General features: G+C 59.3%; 13 protein-coding genes. 8 read left to right on the top strand and 5 right to left on the bottom strand.

The annotated features are described in order from the left end of the window. Position 1 precedes the first annotated feature (1 nt). The 4 genes from GHO32_RS07955 to GHO32_RS07940 all read right to left on the bottom strand — a co-directional run bounded on the left by GHO32_RS07955 (position 2) and on the right by GHO32_RS07940 (position 5,363). Positions 2 to 901: an ABC transporter substrate-binding protein gene (locus tag GHO32_RS07955; protein WP_153334067.1), complete on the bottom strand. Its 900-nt coding sequence runs from the start codon at positions 899 to 901 to the stop codon at positions 2 to 4. 56 nt (positions 902 to 957) lie between these two features. Next, positions 958 to 2,211, bottom strand: coding sequence for an acyl-CoA dehydrogenase family protein (locus tag GHO32_RS07950; RefSeq protein ID WP_153334069.1), 1,254 nt, complete (start codon positions 2,209 to 2,211; stop codon positions 958 to 960). A 60-nt stretch (positions 2,212 to 2,271) separates the two neighbouring features. After that, complete coding sequence (locus tag GHO32_RS07945; RefSeq protein WP_153334071.1) at positions 2,272 to 3,657, bottom strand: LLM class flavin-dependent oxidoreductase; 1,386 nt, start codon at positions 3,655 to 3,657, stop codon at positions 2,272 to 2,274. Positions 3,658 to 3,797: 140 nt separating this feature from the next. Beyond that, positions 3,798 to 5,363 carry a rhodanese-like domain-containing protein gene (locus GHO32_RS07940; RefSeq protein WP_178113857.1) on the bottom strand — a complete coding sequence of 522 codons (1,566 nt, stop codon included), beginning with the start codon at positions 5,361 to 5,363 and terminating at the stop codon, positions 3,798 to 3,800. Between the two features lie 345 nt (positions 5,364 to 5,708). Between GHO32_RS07940 and GHO32_RS07935 the strand changes: the two genes are divergently transcribed. After that, positions 5,709 to 6,635 carry a LysR family transcriptional regulator gene (locus GHO32_RS07935; protein ID WP_153336284.1) on the top strand — a complete coding sequence of 309 codons (927 nt, stop codon included), beginning with the start codon at positions 5,709 to 5,711 and terminating at the stop codon, positions 6,633 to 6,635. A gap of 65 nt (positions 6,636 to 6,700) precedes the next feature. On the opposite strand, the gene GHO32_RS07930 is transcribed toward GHO32_RS07935, so the two are convergent. Beyond that, positions 6,701 to 7,861, bottom strand: a complete 1,161-nt coding sequence (locus GHO32_RS07930) for an MFS transporter (RefSeq protein WP_153336285.1) — start codon at positions 7,859 to 7,861, stop codon at positions 6,701 to 6,703. A gap of 303 nt (positions 7,862 to 8,164) precedes the next feature. Here GHO32_RS07930 and GHO32_RS07925 point away from each other — a divergent pair, with 303 nt between their 5' ends. From GHO32_RS07925 to GHO32_RS07900, 7 genes are all read left to right on the top strand, one after another. Then, the gene (locus GHO32_RS07925; protein ID WP_048372897.1) at positions 8,165 to 10,444 is read left to right on the top strand and encodes a TonB-dependent receptor; all 2,280 of its coding nucleotides are present in this window, start codon (positions 8,165 to 8,167) and stop codon (positions 10,442 to 10,444) included. Positions 10,445 to 10,497: 53 nt separating this feature from the next. Next, complete coding sequence (locus GHO32_RS07920; protein WP_153336286.1) at positions 10,498 to 12,090, top strand: GMC family oxidoreductase; 1,593 nt, start codon at positions 10,498 to 10,500, stop codon at positions 12,088 to 12,090. A gap of 10 nt (positions 12,091 to 12,100) precedes the next feature. Then, positions 12,101 to 13,516: an aldehyde dehydrogenase family protein gene (locus GHO32_RS07915; protein ID WP_153336287.1), complete on the top strand. Its 1,416-nt coding sequence runs from the start codon at positions 12,101 to 12,103 to the stop codon at positions 13,514 to 13,516. Between the two features lie 82 nt (positions 13,517 to 13,598). Beyond that, positions 13,599 to 14,789, top strand: a complete 1,191-nt coding sequence (locus tag GHO32_RS07910; RefSeq protein ID WP_153336288.1) for an MFS transporter — start codon at positions 13,599 to 13,601, stop codon at positions 14,787 to 14,789. Between the two features lie 247 nt (positions 14,790 to 15,036). Then, a complete protein-coding gene (locus tag GHO32_RS26795; RefSeq protein WP_256665506.1) occupies positions 15,037 to 16,014 on the top strand; it encodes a TonB-dependent receptor in 978 nt (325 codons plus the stop codon). Beyond that, positions 15,941 to 17,251 (top strand): TonB-dependent receptor, encoded by a 1,311-nt coding sequence (locus tag GHO32_RS26790; RefSeq protein ID WP_368668412.1) that lies wholly within the window; start codon positions 15,941 to 15,943, stop codon positions 17,249 to 17,251. Before GHO32_RS26795 ends, GHO32_RS26790 begins: the two co-directional genes overlap by 74 nt. A 56-nt stretch (positions 17,252 to 17,307) precedes the next feature. Continuing rightward, positions 17,308 to 18,348: an ABC transporter substrate-binding protein gene (locus GHO32_RS07900; RefSeq protein ID WP_153331725.1), complete on the top strand. Its 1,041-nt coding sequence runs from the start codon at positions 17,308 to 17,310 to the stop codon at positions 18,346 to 18,348. Positions 18,349 to 18,425 lie beyond the last annotated feature (77 nt).

Raw genomic sequence — 18,425 nt, 5'->3', positions numbered from 1 at the left:
CTCACTGCTCCTGCAACGCACCGAGGTTGATTCCGGGTGCAGGTAGAGCCATGGTCTCGACGTTCCACCTTTTCAGAATCTGGTCGTAGGTCCCATCGGCCTGGATGGCCTTGAGACCGGCCAAAATGGCCTCACCCAGCTGTGTTCTGTCCTTGAGGTAAGCGATGCCGATCAAGTCCTTGGGGAATACATCGCCCGTCACCACCTGCACCGGACGCGGGGCTTTGGCGCTTACGTCACCGGCAATGGACGTCGCGGCCACAATAAAATCTGCGCGGCCCGAATAGAGCGACAGGTAGACGGCATCGGCCGAGGCAAACTCCAGCTTTTTAGGCACCGGCTTGCCCAGCGCGGTGCAGTACTTGGAGAAATCCTTTTCGATAAAGTCGACGAAGTTGGTACCCGATTGCAGGCCCACGGTTTTGTCGCACAGCGAACTCAGCTCCACGGGCGTGTCTTGGCTATCGACCAACACGAAAGCACCTTGTGTGAGGTAGGCATAGTCGACAAAGCTCAAGGTCTTGCGCCGCTCCGGGGTATCAGAAACGGCCATCATGGCGATGTCATACCGGTTGGCCTGAACCCCGGGGATCATCCCTGAGAACTCAATGGATGTTTGTTTGATGTCCACGCCCAGTTTTGCGCCGATGGCGTTGAGCAGGTCAACCTCAAAGCCTTGGAGTGTTTTGCCGTCTTCGCCGACAAAGGTAAAAGGCGGCCACTTGGCATCGGTAACCACGTTGAGGACGTTAGTGTTTTTGATCTCAGTGGGCAGCAAGTCATGCAGCGACTGCGGGTTGGCCGCCACCCCGAGCGATACCCCCAGTGACGCCACCAGCGCTGACGAAACCGCGAACTTCCTGGCAAACGATGCAACGCGAGACGGACTCATCATGCTCATGGTGTTTTCCTGTGGGCGCAGGCGGGCTGCGCCACGTGTTTAGGGTCGGATGGGAATTACAGCGCGGCGGTTTTGGCGGGGTCGTTGATCACGCCAACATCGTCACCGGCGACAAAAATCGGCGGCAGTTCATCGTTCAGCAGGTAATCGCCAATCACCCGCGCCTTGTACAAATGCGGGTTGTGTGAGGACAGCGCGCGGGCATTGCGCCAGTGCCGGTCCAGGCCACCTTTTACGTCGATGGCCGTTGCGCCCAGGGTGTCGAACAGTTCTGTCGCGGCGGTCAGCACCAGCGGGATCAAGGTCACTTGCGCCGCCGAAATCTCAAGGTCGGCTTTCACGTAAGCCTCATCGGTGGCCGCCGAGTGTTCACCTTCAACGTCCCAGACATGCCAGGCGTCCTGGAGCGCCCGGGCAGCACCGAGCACGATGGAGCGCGCAGAACTGGCCACGGCGCCGATCTTGCCCACTTGCATCTGGATGATCGGATCATGGCGCGGCAGGCCGCCCGGGCCGGTGTAATAGACCCGCTGACGGGCCGCGACTTTTTCAGACACATCGCGCGCAATCGCGCCTGCGACACCGGCGATGGTGGCCAGGTGCACCAACTGGGCAAACCCGCTGCCAGCCCTAAGGGTGGATTTTATGTGCGCCGAGATTTCGTCGGCATACACCACCACGTCTTCGAAAATCGACGAGCCGGTGGCGGTCAGGCGCTGGCCAAAACCATCCCAGTCGTCGAGCAGGGTCACGCCTTTTCTGTCTGCGGGGACGGTGATGATCACGCGGTTGCCGTGCTCATCAACGCCGATCACCGGGATCCATTGCGCGTAGAGGCTTCCGGTGCCGTAGGCTTTTTTGCCATTGAGTCGGAAGTTGCCGTCAGCATGTGGCAGCACCTGAGTACGAATTTCACCAATCGGAGTGCCCGGTGGCTCGGTGGTGGCATTGCCAAACAGCTCTCCGCGCACCACACGGTCAATCCACACTTTTTGCTTGTCGAGCTGATCACCGATCATCAAGCGCTCAACCCGGGAAAAGTGCAGGCGCAGCGCTTGCGGAATATTGGAATCCGCCGCGGCCAGTTCGATCAGCAGATCAAACAACTGCACGATAGAAGCACCGAAACCGCCCTGTTCCACCGGAATCCTGAGCGCGCCAAACCGGGCTTCGCGCAGCCAGCCAACTTGTTCAAACAGCAGCGTACGGCTGCGCTCCCGAGCAGAAGCATCTTGGCGAATGGTGTCGAAAATGGGTTTGAACAACTCGTGCAGTTCAGCCGAACTGTATTCCTTTGGTGTAGCGCTCATACACTTGATCCTTTCAACGTTTCACGTATCAATCGTTGCTTTAATAAAACCGCTTAACACTTAACGCCCGGCGTAGCGAAACTGCCGTCCGTAATGACGCGCTGACAAATGCGGTACATCGGTTCCAAACAACTTCTCGCGCCAGGTGCCTTCGGCATACGCTTCTTTAAAAACGCCACGCTGCTGTAACTCCGGAACAACGAAATCAACAAAGTCTTCGTAACTGTCCGGGGTCACAACGCGCATCAGGTTGAAACCATCAATGTCGGTTTCGCGAGCAAAGTCGGCTAACTGATCGGCCACCTGCGAACCTGAACCCACGATGGGTAACGTGCGGGTGCCCAGCTTCATCTCATCCAGCAAGCGCCGGACGGTCCAGGGTGCGCCGAGGTTGTAACGGGTGATGGAATCGAGGATCGCGCCCATGGCCTGGGTGTTTTGCAGCGTGATCGGTTCATCGAGGCCATAGCGCGAGAGGTCTTCGCCAATCGACGCGCTAAAGTGCGTCAGGCCGCCCGCCGCACTGCCATAGCGTTGGTATTCGCGCAGTTTTTCTTGGGCCAGCGCCTCGGTTTTGTCCGCGACCACCACCACGCCCACAAAAATCTTGATGTCGTCGGCTGCCCGCCCGTTCGCCACCGCCCGCTCACGCAGGTCTTTAACGATGCTTCGGGTGACCTCGACGTTCTGGTTGTGCGAAGACATAAAAATGCATTCAGCGTGACGCGCCGCAAACGCGCGGCCCCGCGAGGACGTCCCGGCCTGAAACAGTACCGGGGTGCGCTGCGGCGACGGCTCGCAGAGGTGAATCGCATCCAGCAGATAAAACGGTCCGTCATGCTTGACCCGATGCACCTTGGCCGGATCGGTGAAGCGCCCGGTCTGGCGGTTACGTTCAACCGCGTCGTCTTCCCAACTGCCTTCCCACAGCTTGTAAACGAGGTCCAGATAGTCGTCGGCCATGTCATAGCGATTGTCATGGCGGATTTGCTCGGTCAGCCCCATCGCCCGCGCGGCGCTGTCCAGGTAACCGGTGACGATATTCCACCCCACCCGGCCATTAGTTAAATGGTCGAGTGTGGAAAAACGCCGGGCCAGCAAGTAAGGCTTTTCATAGGTGACGTTGGCCGTAACATTGAAACTCAAGTGCTGAGTGGCATACGCCATGGCCGACAGTGGAATGAGCGGGTCATTGATCGGGACTTGCACCGCACCGTGCAACGCGGCATCCGGTGAACCACCGTAAACATCGTTAGTGCCAATAACATCGGCCAAAAACAGCCCGTCAAACTTGCCGCGTTCAAGGGTCTTGGCCAACTTCACCCAATAATCCAGGCTTGAATAATCCTGCGAGTTATCACGCGGGTGCGTCCACATCCCATGGGAGATATGACCAACGCTGTTCATATTGAACGCGTTAAGCAGTATTTTTTTATTACATCCCATCACTCACTCCAGCAGTGAGAAGCCATTAACTACCGGCCACTGTCTGTTTTAGATTTAGCGTTAAATGGCGCGCAGCCACCCGCTCTAAACGAACGGGTTTAAAGTCCGTCAGCACCTGTGCGGTATTGATTCAACGGCAGCTAAGTGTTGGTTACCGTCTCGGGCCATCGAAACTGCACCGTGTCATCGCGCGCAATGTCGTGGCCCAAACCGCGCTCCCAGGTGAGGTAATCGCGAAAGATCTGCTCGCGATTGACCTTGGCGCGCATCGTCGAGCCCCAGTCATCATCGAAAGGCGACAACAACTGCTGCGGCTCAAAGGCCATTTCAACTTCCAGGCCCGCAGCGCGCCAGGCCTGGGTCCCGCCATTGAGCGCATAGGCTTCAAGGCCAAGGGTGCGGCTGACGTGCGCAGCGGCATAGGCCGCATTGACGCCATCCGGCGAGGTGAACACCAGCGGGCCAGGCGGTTGCGTTTCCAGCCAGGCGGCCAGCGACGGTCGCAACACAAATTTTGCGCCCGGAAGGTGCCCCTGTTCATAGTCCAGGCTAGGGCCCACATCCAGCACCGGCAAACCGGCGACGAGGTGTTCCTGCACCTGCTGTGGCGCCAGCCAGCGCACAGTGGCCGGCAAAGCGTCGGCGGGCATTTCGGTCACCAAGGTCACACCTGCCTCGTCCAGCGAGAGCACGTAAATGTCGGCGTTATCAAAGTGCGACAGCCAAAACGCTGTCACCGCAGCCCGCTTCAGATGGCCATCGTCCACCAGCACAATCCGCGCATGGCGCACCGGGACGTGCGCGTCATACGTCATCAACAATTGGCCCCCCGGCACAGACACCGCGTGCGCAAGGTGCCCGGCACGGTAGGCTACTTCGGGGCGTACATCGAAGACATACAGCGTTCGCTGATCGCGCTCTGCTTGCAGTTGCAAGCATTGAGCGTGATCAATCACCTTAAGCCCATGACGCTGCACCAGCGTGGCAGTGTGCTGGCGCAACACCTCATCAGCCGCCAGCCGCCCCGGCGACGGTAACTGTGCGTCGCCCGGCCCGGTGGGCAAACCATAAAGGAAGGACGCCATCACACCGTCCTCCAAAAACGCCACGTTCGACACCCCATTAAGCTGGGCCAACGTCGTAGTTGCGACAATGCCCCGCGTGCGGCTGAAGCAACTGATCACATACAAATGATCGGCCTCGTCCGTGCGGTTCAGCTCCTGAAGCGCCAGCTCGACGCCCGGCACATTCACTGCCCGGCCAACGCTGGTTTTTTGGTATTCAACCTCAGGCCGGCAATCAATGACCGTGGTGGGCTGCCCGCGCTCAAAGCGCGCCTCCAGTTGCGCGGGGGTCACGGTCGGCGTTGCATAGTGAGCGTGGGCCAAATCAGCGAATGCCTTGACCAAGGTGTTATAGCCGGTGCCCAGCGAATACCCGCTGGCCTGCCACCCTTTAATGCCGCCCTCAAGCAACCGGACATGGGTAAAAGACAACGCCGCCAGCACTGACATTGCCTGTTCGGCCGCCCCGCCAACAGCGCCGTCATCATCCACTAACACCACACACACTTGCGGGCGCGGAACACTGCGCAACACCTGAAGTTCAAGACTGCTTAATGCACTGTGTGCCGAAAGATTAATGTGACCTTGAGCATAAAACCTGGCTTCACGAACATCGATAACAGCCACTTCTTCACGGCGCATTAACACCGCATAAAGATCACTTGCCGTTATTGAAGGGAATGTTTGAAGCCGTGCCATGCTGTTTTGCCCGAAAGTTGTACTGATCGTTAATCATTTTTATAGGCAATGACCTTCGCGTAGCAACTCGAATAATCTGTTCTCTGGCATCGGAAATTCTGTTGGGCGGTTATTTAACGGCGGCCCGCTGCTTATTCCTTTAAGGAATAGAACTATCGCTCAACAGCCTTTCTCTTAAACAGGCCAACTTCCTATAATCCCCGCCCATTCGTCTTACGGCACTGAGTTCCCCCATGCTGCGCAACCTACCAAGGGCTTTGCCTGGGTCTGCTACACACAGAGGCCGTCATGTCGTTTAAGTATTCGCTTAAACAACTGCGCTACCTCGTCACCACCATTGAATGCGGCAGCATCTCTGAGGCTTCCCGACGTCTTAATATTTCCAACCCGGCCATTTCATCGGCCATCAAAGACCTTGAAAGCCGATTTAATCTGCAAATATTTATTCGCCATAAATCAAACGGATTAATCCTCACACCTGAAGGTTCCAGCTTCTTTGAACGAGCAATAAGTTTGCTTCGCGATGCCCGCGAGTTCGAACAACAGGTCAACGGTGACAGTGAAAAAGTCAGCGGCGAAATAGTCCTCGCCTGTTACGACCCGATTGCGTCCTGCTATTTACCCGAACTCCTGGCTTCATTCAAAGAACGATTTCCCGCAGTCAAGATTTCACTTCACGTGGTTCATCAAAATAAAATAGCCGAAGGTTTAAGGTCTGGTGCCTACGATTTGGCCCTCACTTACTCCGCAGGTTTAAGAGAAACCCACACCTACCTCCCGTTATTGCCCGACCTCTACCCGCGTGCAGTACTGCCAGCGGGCCACAGGCTGGCCTCGTACAACGAAGTGTCGTTATCGATGATCGCCGACGAACCGCTGATCCTGTTAGACATCTGGCCCAGCAACCAATACTTCCTGGGCCAGTTCGAAGACGCGGGCCTGCACCCCAACATCGCCTACAAAGTGCCCTCGATTGAACTGGTCACCGCCTTCGTAGGCCAAGGGCTCGGCGTGTCCATCATGGTGACCTTGCCGGAGCAGATCCAGACCCCCAACGGCAACAAAGTCGTCACCCTGCCCATCAGCGACCCGCTGGTGGCCTCACGCACCGTGGTCGCCTGGAACCGCGACAAAGACCTCACCCGCCTCACCACCGAATTTGTGAACCATTGCAAAAACGAGATCAAACTGCCACGGCATATGCGCCCGCTGTAGTGAAAAACCTGGGCGCGGCGCTCCCCGCTCAAGACCAAAAGCTCACTCACCGTTTTTCGCGAAGGCTACTCAGTTTTTCGAAACACCAGCATCGCGGCAAATACAGCCCCCACGGCAGCGATGCACAGCATCAGCGCCTGATCACTGATGTACGTCGCCACGGCCCCGGTGGCGATGGGGCCCAGTACGCCGCCCAAGGTGTAGAACAGCGCAATCGCGGTCATGGCGGTCGACACTTGATGCTTGGCCACGCGGTCGGCGGCTTCGATCACGGCCACGGTGTTCATGCCGCCAATCGCTCCGCCCCAGATAAACACCACCAGCGCCGCCAGCCACGGCAAAGGCTGGCTGAAGGGGATGGCCAAGGTACCCAGCAAAAGCAGCAGGCCGCAGATCAATTGCGCGGTTTTGTAGGAACTGCGGTCGGCCATCCAGCCGATGGGCAGTTGCAGCAAGGTGCCGCCCAGCCCGAACACGGAGATCAGCAGCGTCGCGGCAGTCAGCGGGTAGCCCGCTGCCAGGCTGTAGGGGGCGAGAAACGACACCGTAGAGGTTTCGGCAAAACCTGCAATCAAGGCGGCGCCCAAGGCAATGGGGATGAGGCCGTAGAATTTGCCATGGGCTTTTTCTTGCGGCGTTTGCGGCTGCGAATCGTGGCTTTTGAGGGTCAGCGCCAGCGCGCCCGATAGCAGCACGATCGCCGCGCAGGCGTAGTACGGCAGCGCGCCGTCAACACCGAACACCACCAGTAGCAACGGGCCAATCGCAATGCCCAGGCCCATCAGGGTTTCATGCACACCAATGGCTCGCCCGCGGCCGTCGCGCGACGATACGGCAACGATCCAGGTATCGCAGGCGATCCAGCGCAAGATCAACCCCACGCCCAGCACAAAGTTCAGGCCGAAGATCTGCAGCAGATCCTCAGTCAAGGTCATGCCCAGCAACGCCAGGCTGGTGAGCAATGCGCTCAGCACATTGGCCTTGACCAGGCCGAGTGAACCCAAAACGCGCGGGACGATTTTGTACAGCAGCAAAATCGCGATCCACGAAGCGCTGACCACCACGCCGATTTTCGCCGCGCTGACGCCTCGCTGCTCCAGTGACATGGACAGCAGCGGCGTGATGGTGCCGATCTGCACAATCTGCGACAGCACCGACAGCGCATTGATCTTGGCCAGCACTAACCAGCGGGGTGGATCGGTGTATTCAGCACTCGGCGATTGCATGCGCACAACCCTTCCCTGGATGACCGCTCGGCGATGGCGGCACGCGCAATCATGCGCTTTTTTCAGCGCCTGGGGCGGCCCCGAAAACACAAAAATCCACTGCGCCGACAAACGTCGAAATGAGCCCGAAAGATCATTGCTACTGCTGTGTTGCTCCAGCAGCAGCCTCGGCGCACACCCTTGCTGCTGTATCAGCAACCATCCCGTAAACATGGCTTAACCCCCCGTAAACACGGGACCAAACGCCATGGCACATGGCTTGCAAAGTTCCCCTCAAACGCTTACAAACCGGGGAATACACTCATGCAGTATCTAAGTGGAATCAAACAAACGGGGCTGGCGATTTCTATATCGGGGACGCTGTTGGTCTCGGGTCATGCCATCGCACAAACCAGTGACTCGGTACTCGACACCGTCGTTGTCCAGGGGCAAAACCAGGCCACCGATACACTGGTCGGCGATGCCAAACAAGAGAAGGCGCCAGAATCCAAAGCCACACTCACCAAGGCCCAACTGCAAAAGTTTGTCGGCCTGGACAGTGCGGTCACCGGAGCGCTGAAGTACCTGCCCGGCGTGCACTCAAGCGGTGGCGACTCCAGCGGCATTACCGAAGGCTCACTGAACATTCGGGGCTTCTCGCAGGACCAACTGGGCTTTACCCGCGACGGCATCCCGCTGAATGATCCACAGTTCCTTACGCCGCATGCCGACTTCATGGGCGACCCGGAAAACTACGAATCGGTCTCGGTGATTTACGGCGGCGCCTCCATTAACGCCCCCACCCTGACGGCCAGCGGTGGCAGCGTCGAGATCAAATCCGTCGCGCCCACTCAAGAAAGCGGCGTGTTGTACAAACAGAGCATCGGCAGCAACAACCTCTATCGTGAGTTCGTGCGGGTCAACACCGGCGAGCATGATGGCCTGTCCGCCTGGTTGTCGGCCTCGCGCACCACCGCCGACTTGTGGGACGACTCGGACGGCGAACTGTCGTCCAACCGCTTCGAAGGCAACGTGCAGTACAAGTGGGGCGACGGCAATCAGATCAACGCGCTGTTTTCCAGTTTCCTGATGCGCACCAACAGCTATCTGTCGCCCACGCTGGCGCAATACCGCGCCAACAAATATGACCACGGCTACCCGACCAAGGCTTACCCCACGGAGGGCGGCATTAACGGCGTGCCCGACATCACCGTACCCGGCCCAAGTGCGCCCAACTCGCGAGCCGACTTTAAAATCCAGACCTATGGCCTGAACGGTGTATTCAACCTGTCGGACGGTGTGCAACTGAAGGTGAACCCGTACTACGTCCGGGTCACGGACGGCACCGCGTCCATCGCCACCGCAGCGGTCAACGAAACCAAGCTGGGCACCGACGTCAATCACGACGGCGATGCGCTGGATCCGGTCGTGCCCGCGTCGTTGCAGTTGTTGCCTACCCAATACCGCATCGGGTCGAGCAACACCCTGGACTTCACCCTGGCCGACAACAACGTGCTGCAACTGGGCCTGTGGACCGACTACACCCACGCCCGCAACCAGTTCATCTTCACGCCGATCAAAGGCAACGGTAAACCGGCCAGCATCGACGGCAGCACGCCGATTCGCGATGGCAACGGAAACATCTACTACAACACCAACCAGGCCAACCAGATCACTACGCAAAAGCTCTGGTTGCAGGACACCTGGAACATTGTCAGCGACCTGACCCTGACCGCAGGCCTCGCCTGGCAGCACACTGAACTCAAGGGCGATGATCTCTTGAAGGGTTACAGCAACACCGAAGACTACAACCGCTTCCTGCCGAGCCTGAGCCTCAGCTACCAGCTTGATAAAGAAAACCAGCTCTACTACAACACCACCTCGAACATGCGCGTACCGGCCATTGCCTCGGTATACGGCAGCGTCAATGGCGTTGAAAAACAGAAACCCGAGCTGACCTGGAACCAGGAAATCGGCTGGCGCTACAGCACTGACAAAACCCTGGTCAGCGCCGCATTGTTCTACGATCAGTTCAAAAATCGTCAGGCGGCTTATCAACAGCTGACCGGCGTGACCTCCTATTTCAACGCGGGCAGCGTCACCACCCAAGGCCTGGAGCTGTCGGTGAATGGCAAACTGCCTGCCAACTTCAACTACTTCAGCTCATTGACCCTGCTCAGCGCCGAGCAAGACTCGGACTACAGCGCGGGCGGCCATAGCGCAGACACCAAGGGCAAACAGCTCTTCGACACCCCGCGCCAGTTGTTCAACGCAGGCATCGGTTATGACAATCAGGCCTTCTACGCCAACTTCCTCGGTCGCTACACCGGTAGCTACTACGGTGATCTGGCCAATAACCAGAAAATCAGCGGCTACACCGTCTTCGACGCGAACTTGGGTTATCGCTTCAAAGACCTGGTCAGTGGGCTCAAGGAAACCACCGTCAGCCTTAACGCCAACAACCTCTTCAATAAGCAATACCTGTCTGGCGTGAAGTCCGGCACCATCGACGCCGACCCAAGCGACGCTAACTTCTTCGGCGCGCCTCAATACTATCGAGGCCAGCCGCGCTCGCTGGTGGCCTCCGTGAGTGTTGGTTTCTAACCGTCCCCAGATGAAAGGGGCGGTTAGCAAACCCGCCGCCCCGAGGAGCCTGCATGAGCACTGAGCATTACGACTACATCATCGTGGGAGGCGGCACCGCGGGCAGCGTGCTGGCCAATCGACTATCGGCGCGTGCAGACAAACGCGTGCTGCTGATCGAAGCGGGCGCCGACACTCCTGACAACAATACCCCGAACGAGATTCTTGACGGCCTGCAACCCTGGCTGCCACGCCAGGCGGGCGATCGCTTTTTCTGGCCGGGTCTGAACGTATTGCGCGCCAGCCAGCACCCGGACATCCCGCGCGACCCGCAGCGTTACGAGCAAGGGCGCATTCTGGGCGGCGGCTCAAGCGTCAACATGATGGTCGCCAACCGCGGCCTGCCCCGCGATTACGACCAATGGGCCGAACAAGGCGCCGAAGGCTGGGACTGGCAAGGCGTACTGCCGTACTTCCGCAAGCTGGAACATGACATCGACTTTGGCCTGAGCGACCCTGAGCAGCACGGTCACAGCGGCCCACTGCCGATAGCCCGAATTGACTCGCGACGCTGGGGCAGTTTCACCCGTGCGTCAGCCAATGCATTGCACAGCCTGGGGCTGGACAATATCGTCGACCAGAACGGACGCTTCGAAGACGGCTATTTTGCGCCCTCCGTCAGCATCGAATACCAACAACGGGTATCCAGCGCACGGGCCTACCTCAACCCCGAGGTGCGCTCACGCAGCAACCTGACGCTGTGGACCTACACTCAAGTCCAGGCACTTCGCCTGAACGGACAGACCGTTACCGGCGTCAACGTGCTACGCAACGGCCAACTGCTGAACGTCAGCGCCAGCGAAGTGATCCTGGCGGCGGGCGCCCTGCAATCCCCAGCGTTGCTGCTAAGGGCCGGCATTGGCCCGGCCGATCAGTTGCGCGACCTGGGCATCGGCGTGATCGCCGACCGTCCGGGCGTGGGCCAGAATTTATGGGACCACAGCTCCATCGGGCTCACCGCGCGCCTGCATGACAACCTCCCGGCGAGCGATGAGCCGGGTTCTGCACACTTGCTGGCGGCGCGGGTCTCGTCCGGGGTCAACCCGGATGTGCCGGGGGATTTGTACCTGGGGATCGCCCGCAACGCGGCATTGGGCACGGCAGGCGCCGTGCTGTGGGTCAACAAACCAGACTCCACCGGGCACCTGCGCCTACACAGCAGCGACCCGACAGATTACCCGCACGTTGAGTTCAACCTGCTCTCTGATCGCCGCGACCTTGAGCGTCTGCGTGAAGGCCTGCGGTTGCTGGCCAAGGTTTTTGCCAGCCCCGAAGTAGCGGCATTCAGCGGCCCGCCACGCTTGAACCGCTTTGCCGAGACAACACTGGAGGGCCCGCTGCTGGCCGACTTGCTGGCCGACGATGACGCCCTTGAACGCTACCTGCGCACCCATGTGGGCGGCGTGTGGCACGCCAGCGGGACATGCCGTATCGGCCGCACCGATGACCCGCTGGCGGTGGTTGACCCTGCCGGGCGCGTATTGGGCGTTCAGGGTTTGCGCGTCGCCGATGCCTCCGTCATCCCGGTGATTCCGACAGCCAACACCAACCTGCCCACGGTGATGATCGCCGAAAAACTCTCCGACCTTATTCTGGCCAACGCCTGAGGATCTCCCCATGACTCACTACGCCTTGTTGATCGATGGACAATTGCACCCCGGCAAGCAGGACGATGAAGTGCTCGACCCGGCCACCGAACAGGTCGTCGGCTACGCCGCACGCGCTAGCCAGGCACAGGTCGATGCCGCCGTGAACGCCGCCCATAACGCCTTTACGGGTTGGGCAGCAAACCCGCAAGCCCGACGCACGGCCTTGGCACTCGCAGCCTCGGTGCTGCGTGAAAACAGCCAGTCGTTGGCCGAGCTGATCAGCCGCGAGCAAGGTCGCCCTCTGCGCTTTACCCTTGGTGAAGTCGCGGGCGCAGCGGCCACGTTCGATTACTACGCCCATTTCGAAGCGCCGGGCGTCGAAATACTGCGCGACGACGAGCAGCGCCGAGCGAGCATTGAGCGCCGCCCGCTGGGTGTGGTCGCGGCAATCACGCCATGGAACGTGCCAATCATTTTACTGGTGCTCAAACTCGCCCCGGCGCTGCACGCGGGCAACACCGTGGTGGCAAAACCATCGGAGCACACCCCGCTGTCGACCCTTTTGCTGGGCCAACTGCTCAAAGACGTGTTCCCGGCGGGCGTACTGAATATCGTCGCCGGTGACGGTGAAGTCGGTGAGCAACTCAGCAGTCACCCTCTGGTTCGCCACATCACCTTCACCGGCAGCGTCGCCACCGGCAAACGTCTGTACGCGGGCGCCGCCAATGACCTCAAGCGCCTGACGCTGGAGTTGGGCGGCAATGATGCCGCGCTGGTGCTCGAAGACGCTGACATACCGGCCATTGCCGAAGCGTTGTTCTGGGGCGCGTTCTGGAACAGCGGCCAGGTGTGCTTCGCGATCAAGCGCTTGTATGTCCACGAAAGCCTGTTCCAGCCCCTGATCGACGCGTTGGTCGCCCGTGCCGAAATAACCCGTCTGGGCCACGGCCTCGACGCGCAAACCGAGCTTGGGCCATTGACCAATCGCCAGCAGTTGGAGCGCGTCAAGGCGCTGGTGGCCGATGCCCGCAAGCACGGTGCAGTGATCCACAGCGGTGGCGAGCAGCCTGAAGGACCGGGCTATTTCTTTGCCCCGACCATCGTCAGCGGGATTGGCGCAGGCGTTGCGCTGGTAGACGAAGAACAGTTCGGGCCAGTGCTGCCGGTGATCCCGTTCAGCGACGTCGAAGACGCCATCCGCCAGGCCAACGCCAGCCCTTACGGCTTGGGCGCCTCGGTGTGGACCCGTGACATCGCGCGCGGCGAGGCCATTGCGCGGCGTCTGGATGCAGGTTTGGCCTGGGTCAACCAGCACCTTGAAGTGCAACCCGGCGCACCGAAAGGCGGCTACAAATGGAGCGGTCTTGGCTACGAAGGCGGGTTGCGCGGCTATGAAGCCTTCAGCGACCTGCAAGTGCTCAACGTCGCTCGCCCCGCGCTTTAAACGCCTCTGTTGGAGCGAGCTTTTGATCCTTTAACAAGCTCGCTCCTACACGGTTTGATTTATTTCTGATGAAGGATTTCTTATGCGCCCCGGTAGCTGGCCCTCGATTATCTTGACCCTTGCCTTCGCCGTGATTATCGCGGCGTGCCACGGTAAAACCATTCTGCTGATCGCCGACATCGCCAAAGCCTATTCGGTCAGCCCTTCTCACGCCAGTTGGGTGGTGTCGGCTGTGGCCATCGTTGCGGCGATCGCTTCGCCGGTCGTCAACTGGGGGGTGGCGCGCGTGGGCGAACGACGCGCCATCATCTTCGGCCTGATCGTCGCAGCCGTGTGCAGTTACCTGGCCAGCCAGACCACTGAGTTTTCGACCTTATTGACCCTGCGTGTTATCGAAGGCGCCGGTTATATCAGCGTCGTGCTGGCCGCGCTGGCGCTGCTGGTGCACACCACCCACGGTAAACGCCGCACCAGCGCCCTGGCATTCTGGTCGGTGGCGTCGCCGCTGGGCGGAGCGATTGCGATTTTTGCCGTGTCACCCTACATCGGCGGCGACAACGGCCAATGGCGCATCGCGTTCAGCGGCCATGCGGTGATTTTGTTGCTGCTGTTACTGGCCACGCCGCTGCTGCCGTCGATCAACCTGGCCAACCGCGCCGAACGCAAACCGCTGTCCCAGGTTTTCAAGATTTACGCCGACCCGTCTGCCCTGCGCCTGGCAGCGGCGGTGGGGGCACCACTGACCGTGGCCCTCGGGTTGATCACCATCACCCCGGACTACTTGATTCACGTGCTGAAAGTCGCGCCCGCGACCATCGGCGTGATCTCGACCGTGGGCATCCTGTCCAGTGTGGTGGCCGGACTGTTCGCCGGTTTTATCCTCAACCTGCGCGTCATCGGGCCCATCAGCGTCGTCGCCGGTGCCTTGATTGGAGTGACGCTTGAGGTGCTGGTGTTTATCCCTGGGGTGAGCGTTGACGTGGCGATTGCCGCCAAGGTGGCGCAAGGCTTTTTCAGCAGTTTCGTGGTGGCCTGGGTGTTCACCAGCATCCCGAAAATGACCCGAAATGGCGACGTCATGGGCGCAGGCGGCATTGCCGAGCAAGCGCTGTACATCTCGATGTTTCTGGGGCCGGTACTGCTCTATCCGCTGTTTGCCTTGCCGACCCGGGTGCCGTTTTTCGTCGCGTTGATTGTCTCCAGCCTGCTGCCGTTGTTCCTCTTGCCGCTGGGTTTTAAACGCAACGAATCCAGCCCGTTGGTGCCGGCGTAGGGTGGCCGGGGTGCTGCTCTTGCAGCACCCTCGCAGCAGGTGCGTTTGCACCAGCAACCCTGCCCTCTTCCCCCGCTTTGGCACTCAATTTTTTTACATTTACTTTCAGTCAGTTACGTTTTTAATCAGCGATTTTCAATCTAGGTACGGTTGCTGCAGTACCCCCTGTTAACGGGCCAAGGTACTGGCCTGAAACTGGCCATTTCGAGCGCGTTTAACGCTTGATCCAACAGTCACAGGGAGCAACATGTTTAGTCGAACCACCTTATCGATGGCTATCGCCTTAAGCCTTAACAGCACCTACCTCATCGCCGACGACAACGTCGACCCGCAGGCTTCTGCCAACCCTTCCGCAACCCTTGAAAAGGTCACGGTCACCGCACAAAAACGCGAAGAAAGCGTGCAGGAAGTGCCGGCCCCCGTCTCGGTGCTCAGCGGCGACAAAATCCGCCAGGCGTCATTGAACTCAGCGAATGAAATCACCCGCTATATTCCCAACGCCTCGGCCGGCACCGTCGACGGGCATGGCCGCCCACGCTGGTGGATCCGCGGTCTGGGCACGGGCGATCAGGGCGCCAACACCGTCAGCCCGGTCGGGATCTACATGGACGATGTGTATATCTCGAACATCAGCGCGACAGGTTTCCCGCTGTTCGATCTGGACCGGGTCGAAGTGTTGCGCGGGCCACAGGGCACGTTGTGGGGCAAGAACACCACAGGCGGCGCGATCAACTTCATCTCAAAAAAACCGTCCTTTAAAGAGGATGGCTACTTTAAGGTCGATGTCGGCAACTACGCCAACCGTGCAGTAGAAGGTGCCTACGGCGATACGCTGATAGAGGACAAACTCGCCGCCAGGGTTTCGATCCGTCATCAAGGCAACGACGGCTACAACGAGAACAAGGCCAAAGACAACGATCAGGGCGCGCTGGAGGATGATGCGATTCGTCTGCAGTTGTTAGCCGTGCTGTCGGATGATCTGGAGGCCAACCTGAACGTCCACAGTCGCCGTTATCACGACACCGGCAGCTCCAGCTCGGTCAACTACGGCATAGGCCCCAACGGCAATAACCAGTTCGGCTATCACGTCGACCCCAAGCAAGGCAGCGTTTACTACAACGCCAAGAACCGCGCGAACATCAAGCAGGACGGTGCCAACCTCAACCTCAACTGGCCAATTGGGCGACCTGCAACTGACCTCGATCAGCGCCATCGAAGCGTTTAACCGCGAGGGCGTCAGCGACAGCGACAACACCCCGCTGGAACTGCAACGCGGCTACGCCTACGTCGACAGTCGTCAGCTGTCACAAGAGTTTCGCCTGACCTCGCCGCGTACTGACCGCTTGAACTGGGTGGCCGGCTTCCATTACTTTCACGAAGACCTGGACGCCAAAACTGCCAGTGCCGCGCTGGATAACACGTACGTGAGCCGCTACTACAACCGTGTCGCCTACGACCAGACCAGCGAGAGCTACGCGTTGTTTGGCAGTCTGACCTACAACTTCACCGAAGCCTTCAGCCTCACCGGCGGCCTGCGCTGGACCCGCGAGCGTAAATCCATCGACCTCAACCGCGTGGCCAACATCGGCCAGGCCGGATTTGGTGGCGGTGACTGGTGGAAACCCGGCAATGTCACCACGCCCTTGGGCGTCACCGCCGTGCAAGATGACAGCAATACCTGGAGTGACTGGACCTACGACGTCACCCCTGAGTACAAGCTTTCTGACCATGCCCGTGTGTACTTGCGTTATTCCAAGGGCTTCCGTTCCGGGGGGTATAACGCTGGCGTCACCACCCAGTCGACCGTGGCCACCGTAGATCCGGAATACCTGACCGCATATGAACTGGGCTTTAAATCCGAATGGTTCGATGGCCGCTTGAATGCCAACGCCAGCGCGTTTTATTACGACTACTCGGACATCCAGTTAAACATCGTGAGCGCGATCAACAACCAGACCGTGTCCCGTCTGGCCAACGGTGCGCAGGGTGAAGTGTATGGCGCCGAATTCGAGCTCGAAGCCATCCCCGTCGAAAACCTGCATGTCAACTTCGGCCTGGGCTTGCTGCACACCGAATTTACCGATTACACCTCAGGCAGCAACGATTACTCGGGCAACAAGTTCGTGCGGGCACCCAATGTGTCGGCGGTGATTGGCGCCGACTACCGAATCGCGCTGAATGCGGGGGGAGCGATCATTCTCGGCACCGACTGGGACACCCGCAGCCGACAGTACTTCTTCACCAACGACCAAAGCCAGGGCATGCGCAGCGGCGGTTACACCCTGGGCAACGCACGGGTCACGTATGAGCTGGCAGGCGCCAAAAGCGAAGTTACCGCTTATGTGCACAACCTGACCGATAAGGAGTATCGCAGCCACACCTTGCCCGGCGGCTACCAGAGTGCCGGGGTGATGTTTGGCGACCCGCGCACCGTGGGTATCTCCGTGACCAGCCGTTTCTGATCAACCCCGGCGACCGGAAAACTTCCGGTCGCCGCTCCACAAGGCAGACCCGTCTTATGAAATTTTCGCGCTTTCTGTTAAGCCCGTTGCTGATGCTGGGACTGTTGGCCAGCTCCGCAAGCTATGCCGCCGAGCCCTTGAAGACCGTGCGCATTGCTACCGTCGCGTACTCCAACGCGGGCAAAATCACGTTCAACGGCCCCACCTATTTGATGGACAAAGACCCGTGGCTCAAAGAGCAACTGGCACAACGCGGGGTCGAACTGCAATGGGTGCCGGCCGCCACCGCCTCGGTGGGCACGTTCGTGAATGAAGAGTTCGCCAACAAACGCATCGACTTTGCGTTCTACGGCGACCTGCCGAGCATCATCCTCAATGCTTCCGGCGTTGCGACCCAACTGATTGCCGCAGGCGGCATCGGCAACAACGTTTACCTGGTAGTGCCGCCCGACTCGACGGCCACCTCGATTGACGACCTGAAAGGCAAACGCGTTGCCCTGCATCGGGGTCGGCCTTGGGAGCTGTCCTTTGCAAAACTGCTGGAGTCGCGCAACTTGGCGTTCGACGATTTCCGCCTGTTCAACCTCAACCCCCAGGCCGGTGGTGCGGCGCTGAGTGCGGGGCGAATCGACGGGTTATTCACCTTGAGTGACGCCTTTTTGCTGGAAGACAAAAAAGTCGGCAAGATCATTTGGTCCAGCAAACAGGCACCTCTGGACTGGAAAATGCGAGCCGAATTGTTTGGCGCCAAAGACTTCATTGCGCAAAACCCCGAGGTCACGCAACTGGTGGTCGATGCTTACCTGAAAGCGCTGAAATGGGCCTCGCAAGACGAGCACAAGGCCGAGTACATCGCCCTGCTCTCGCAATCGGGCCAGCCGCAAAGCGTGCTGCTGCGCGAAGTGCAAGGTGAAGCCTGGAAAGATCACTTCAGCCCGCTGATCAACGCCACCTTGCGCCAGCACTACGCCGACGGCATCGCCTATAGCTTGCAATCCAAGTTGATACGCAAAGACGTCAATGTGGATAACTTGCTCGACGACCGCTTCGTCAAACAAGGCCTGAAGAACCTCAACCTCACCGAGGAGTGGAAGTAATCGACACCCTGCAGGAGCGAGCTTGTCTCGCGATCTTTTGACCGTGTCAAAGATCGAGAGGCAAGCTCGCTCCTGCC

The organism is Pseudomonas sp. FSL R10-2189, assembly GCF_009600325.1.
Lineage (GTDB): Bacteria > Pseudomonadota > Gammaproteobacteria > Pseudomonadales > Pseudomonadaceae > Aquipseudomonas > Aquipseudomonas helleri.
Note: the sequence above shows the minus strand (reverse complement) of the source record. Positions and strands in the feature narration are given on the sequence as shown.

What these genes read in the sequence shown, in the direction of transcription:
- GHO32_RS07955 (WP_153334067.1), bottom strand. Translation starts at nt 901, where the DNA reads ATGAGCATGATGAGTCCGTCTCGCGTTGCATCGTTTGCCAGGAAGTTC.
- GHO32_RS07910 (WP_153336288.1), top strand. Translation starts at nt 13,599, where the DNA reads ATGCGCCCCGGTAGCTGGCCCTCGATTATCTTGACCCTTGCCTTCGCC.
- GHO32_RS07935 (WP_153336284.1), top strand. Translation starts at nt 5,709, where the DNA reads ATGTCGTTTAAGTATTCGCTTAAACAACTGCGCTACCTCGTCACCACC.
- GHO32_RS07915 (WP_153336287.1), top strand. Translation starts at nt 12,101, where the DNA reads ATGACTCACTACGCCTTGTTGATCGATGGACAATTGCACCCCGGCAAG.
- GHO32_RS07925 (WP_048372897.1), top strand. Translation starts at nt 8,165, where the DNA reads ATGCAGTATCTAAGTGGAATCAAACAAACGGGGCTGGCGATTTCTATA.
- GHO32_RS26795 (WP_256665506.1), top strand. Translation starts at nt 15,037, where the DNA reads ATGTTTAGTCGAACCACCTTATCGATGGCTATCGCCTTAAGCCTTAAC.
- GHO32_RS07900 (WP_153331725.1), top strand. Translation starts at nt 17,308, where the DNA reads ATGAAATTTTCGCGCTTTCTGTTAAGCCCGTTGCTGATGCTGGGACTG.
- GHO32_RS07945 (WP_153334071.1), bottom strand. Translation starts at nt 3,657, where the DNA reads ATGGGATGTAATAAAAAAATACTGCTTAACGCGTTCAATATGAACAGC.
- GHO32_RS07920 (WP_153336286.1), top strand. Translation starts at nt 10,498, where the DNA reads ATGAGCACTGAGCATTACGACTACATCATCGTGGGAGGCGGCACCGCG.
- GHO32_RS07930 (WP_153336285.1), bottom strand. Translation starts at nt 7,861, where the DNA reads ATGCAATCGCCGAGTGCTGAATACACCGATCCACCCCGCTGGTTAGTG.
- GHO32_RS07940 (WP_178113857.1), bottom strand. Translation starts at nt 5,363, where the DNA reads ATGCGCCGTGAAGAAGTGGCTGTTATCGATGTTCGTGAAGCCAGGTTT.
- GHO32_RS07950 (WP_153334069.1), bottom strand. Translation starts at nt 2,211, where the DNA reads ATGAGCGCTACACCAAAGGAATACAGTTCGGCTGAACTGCACGAGTTG.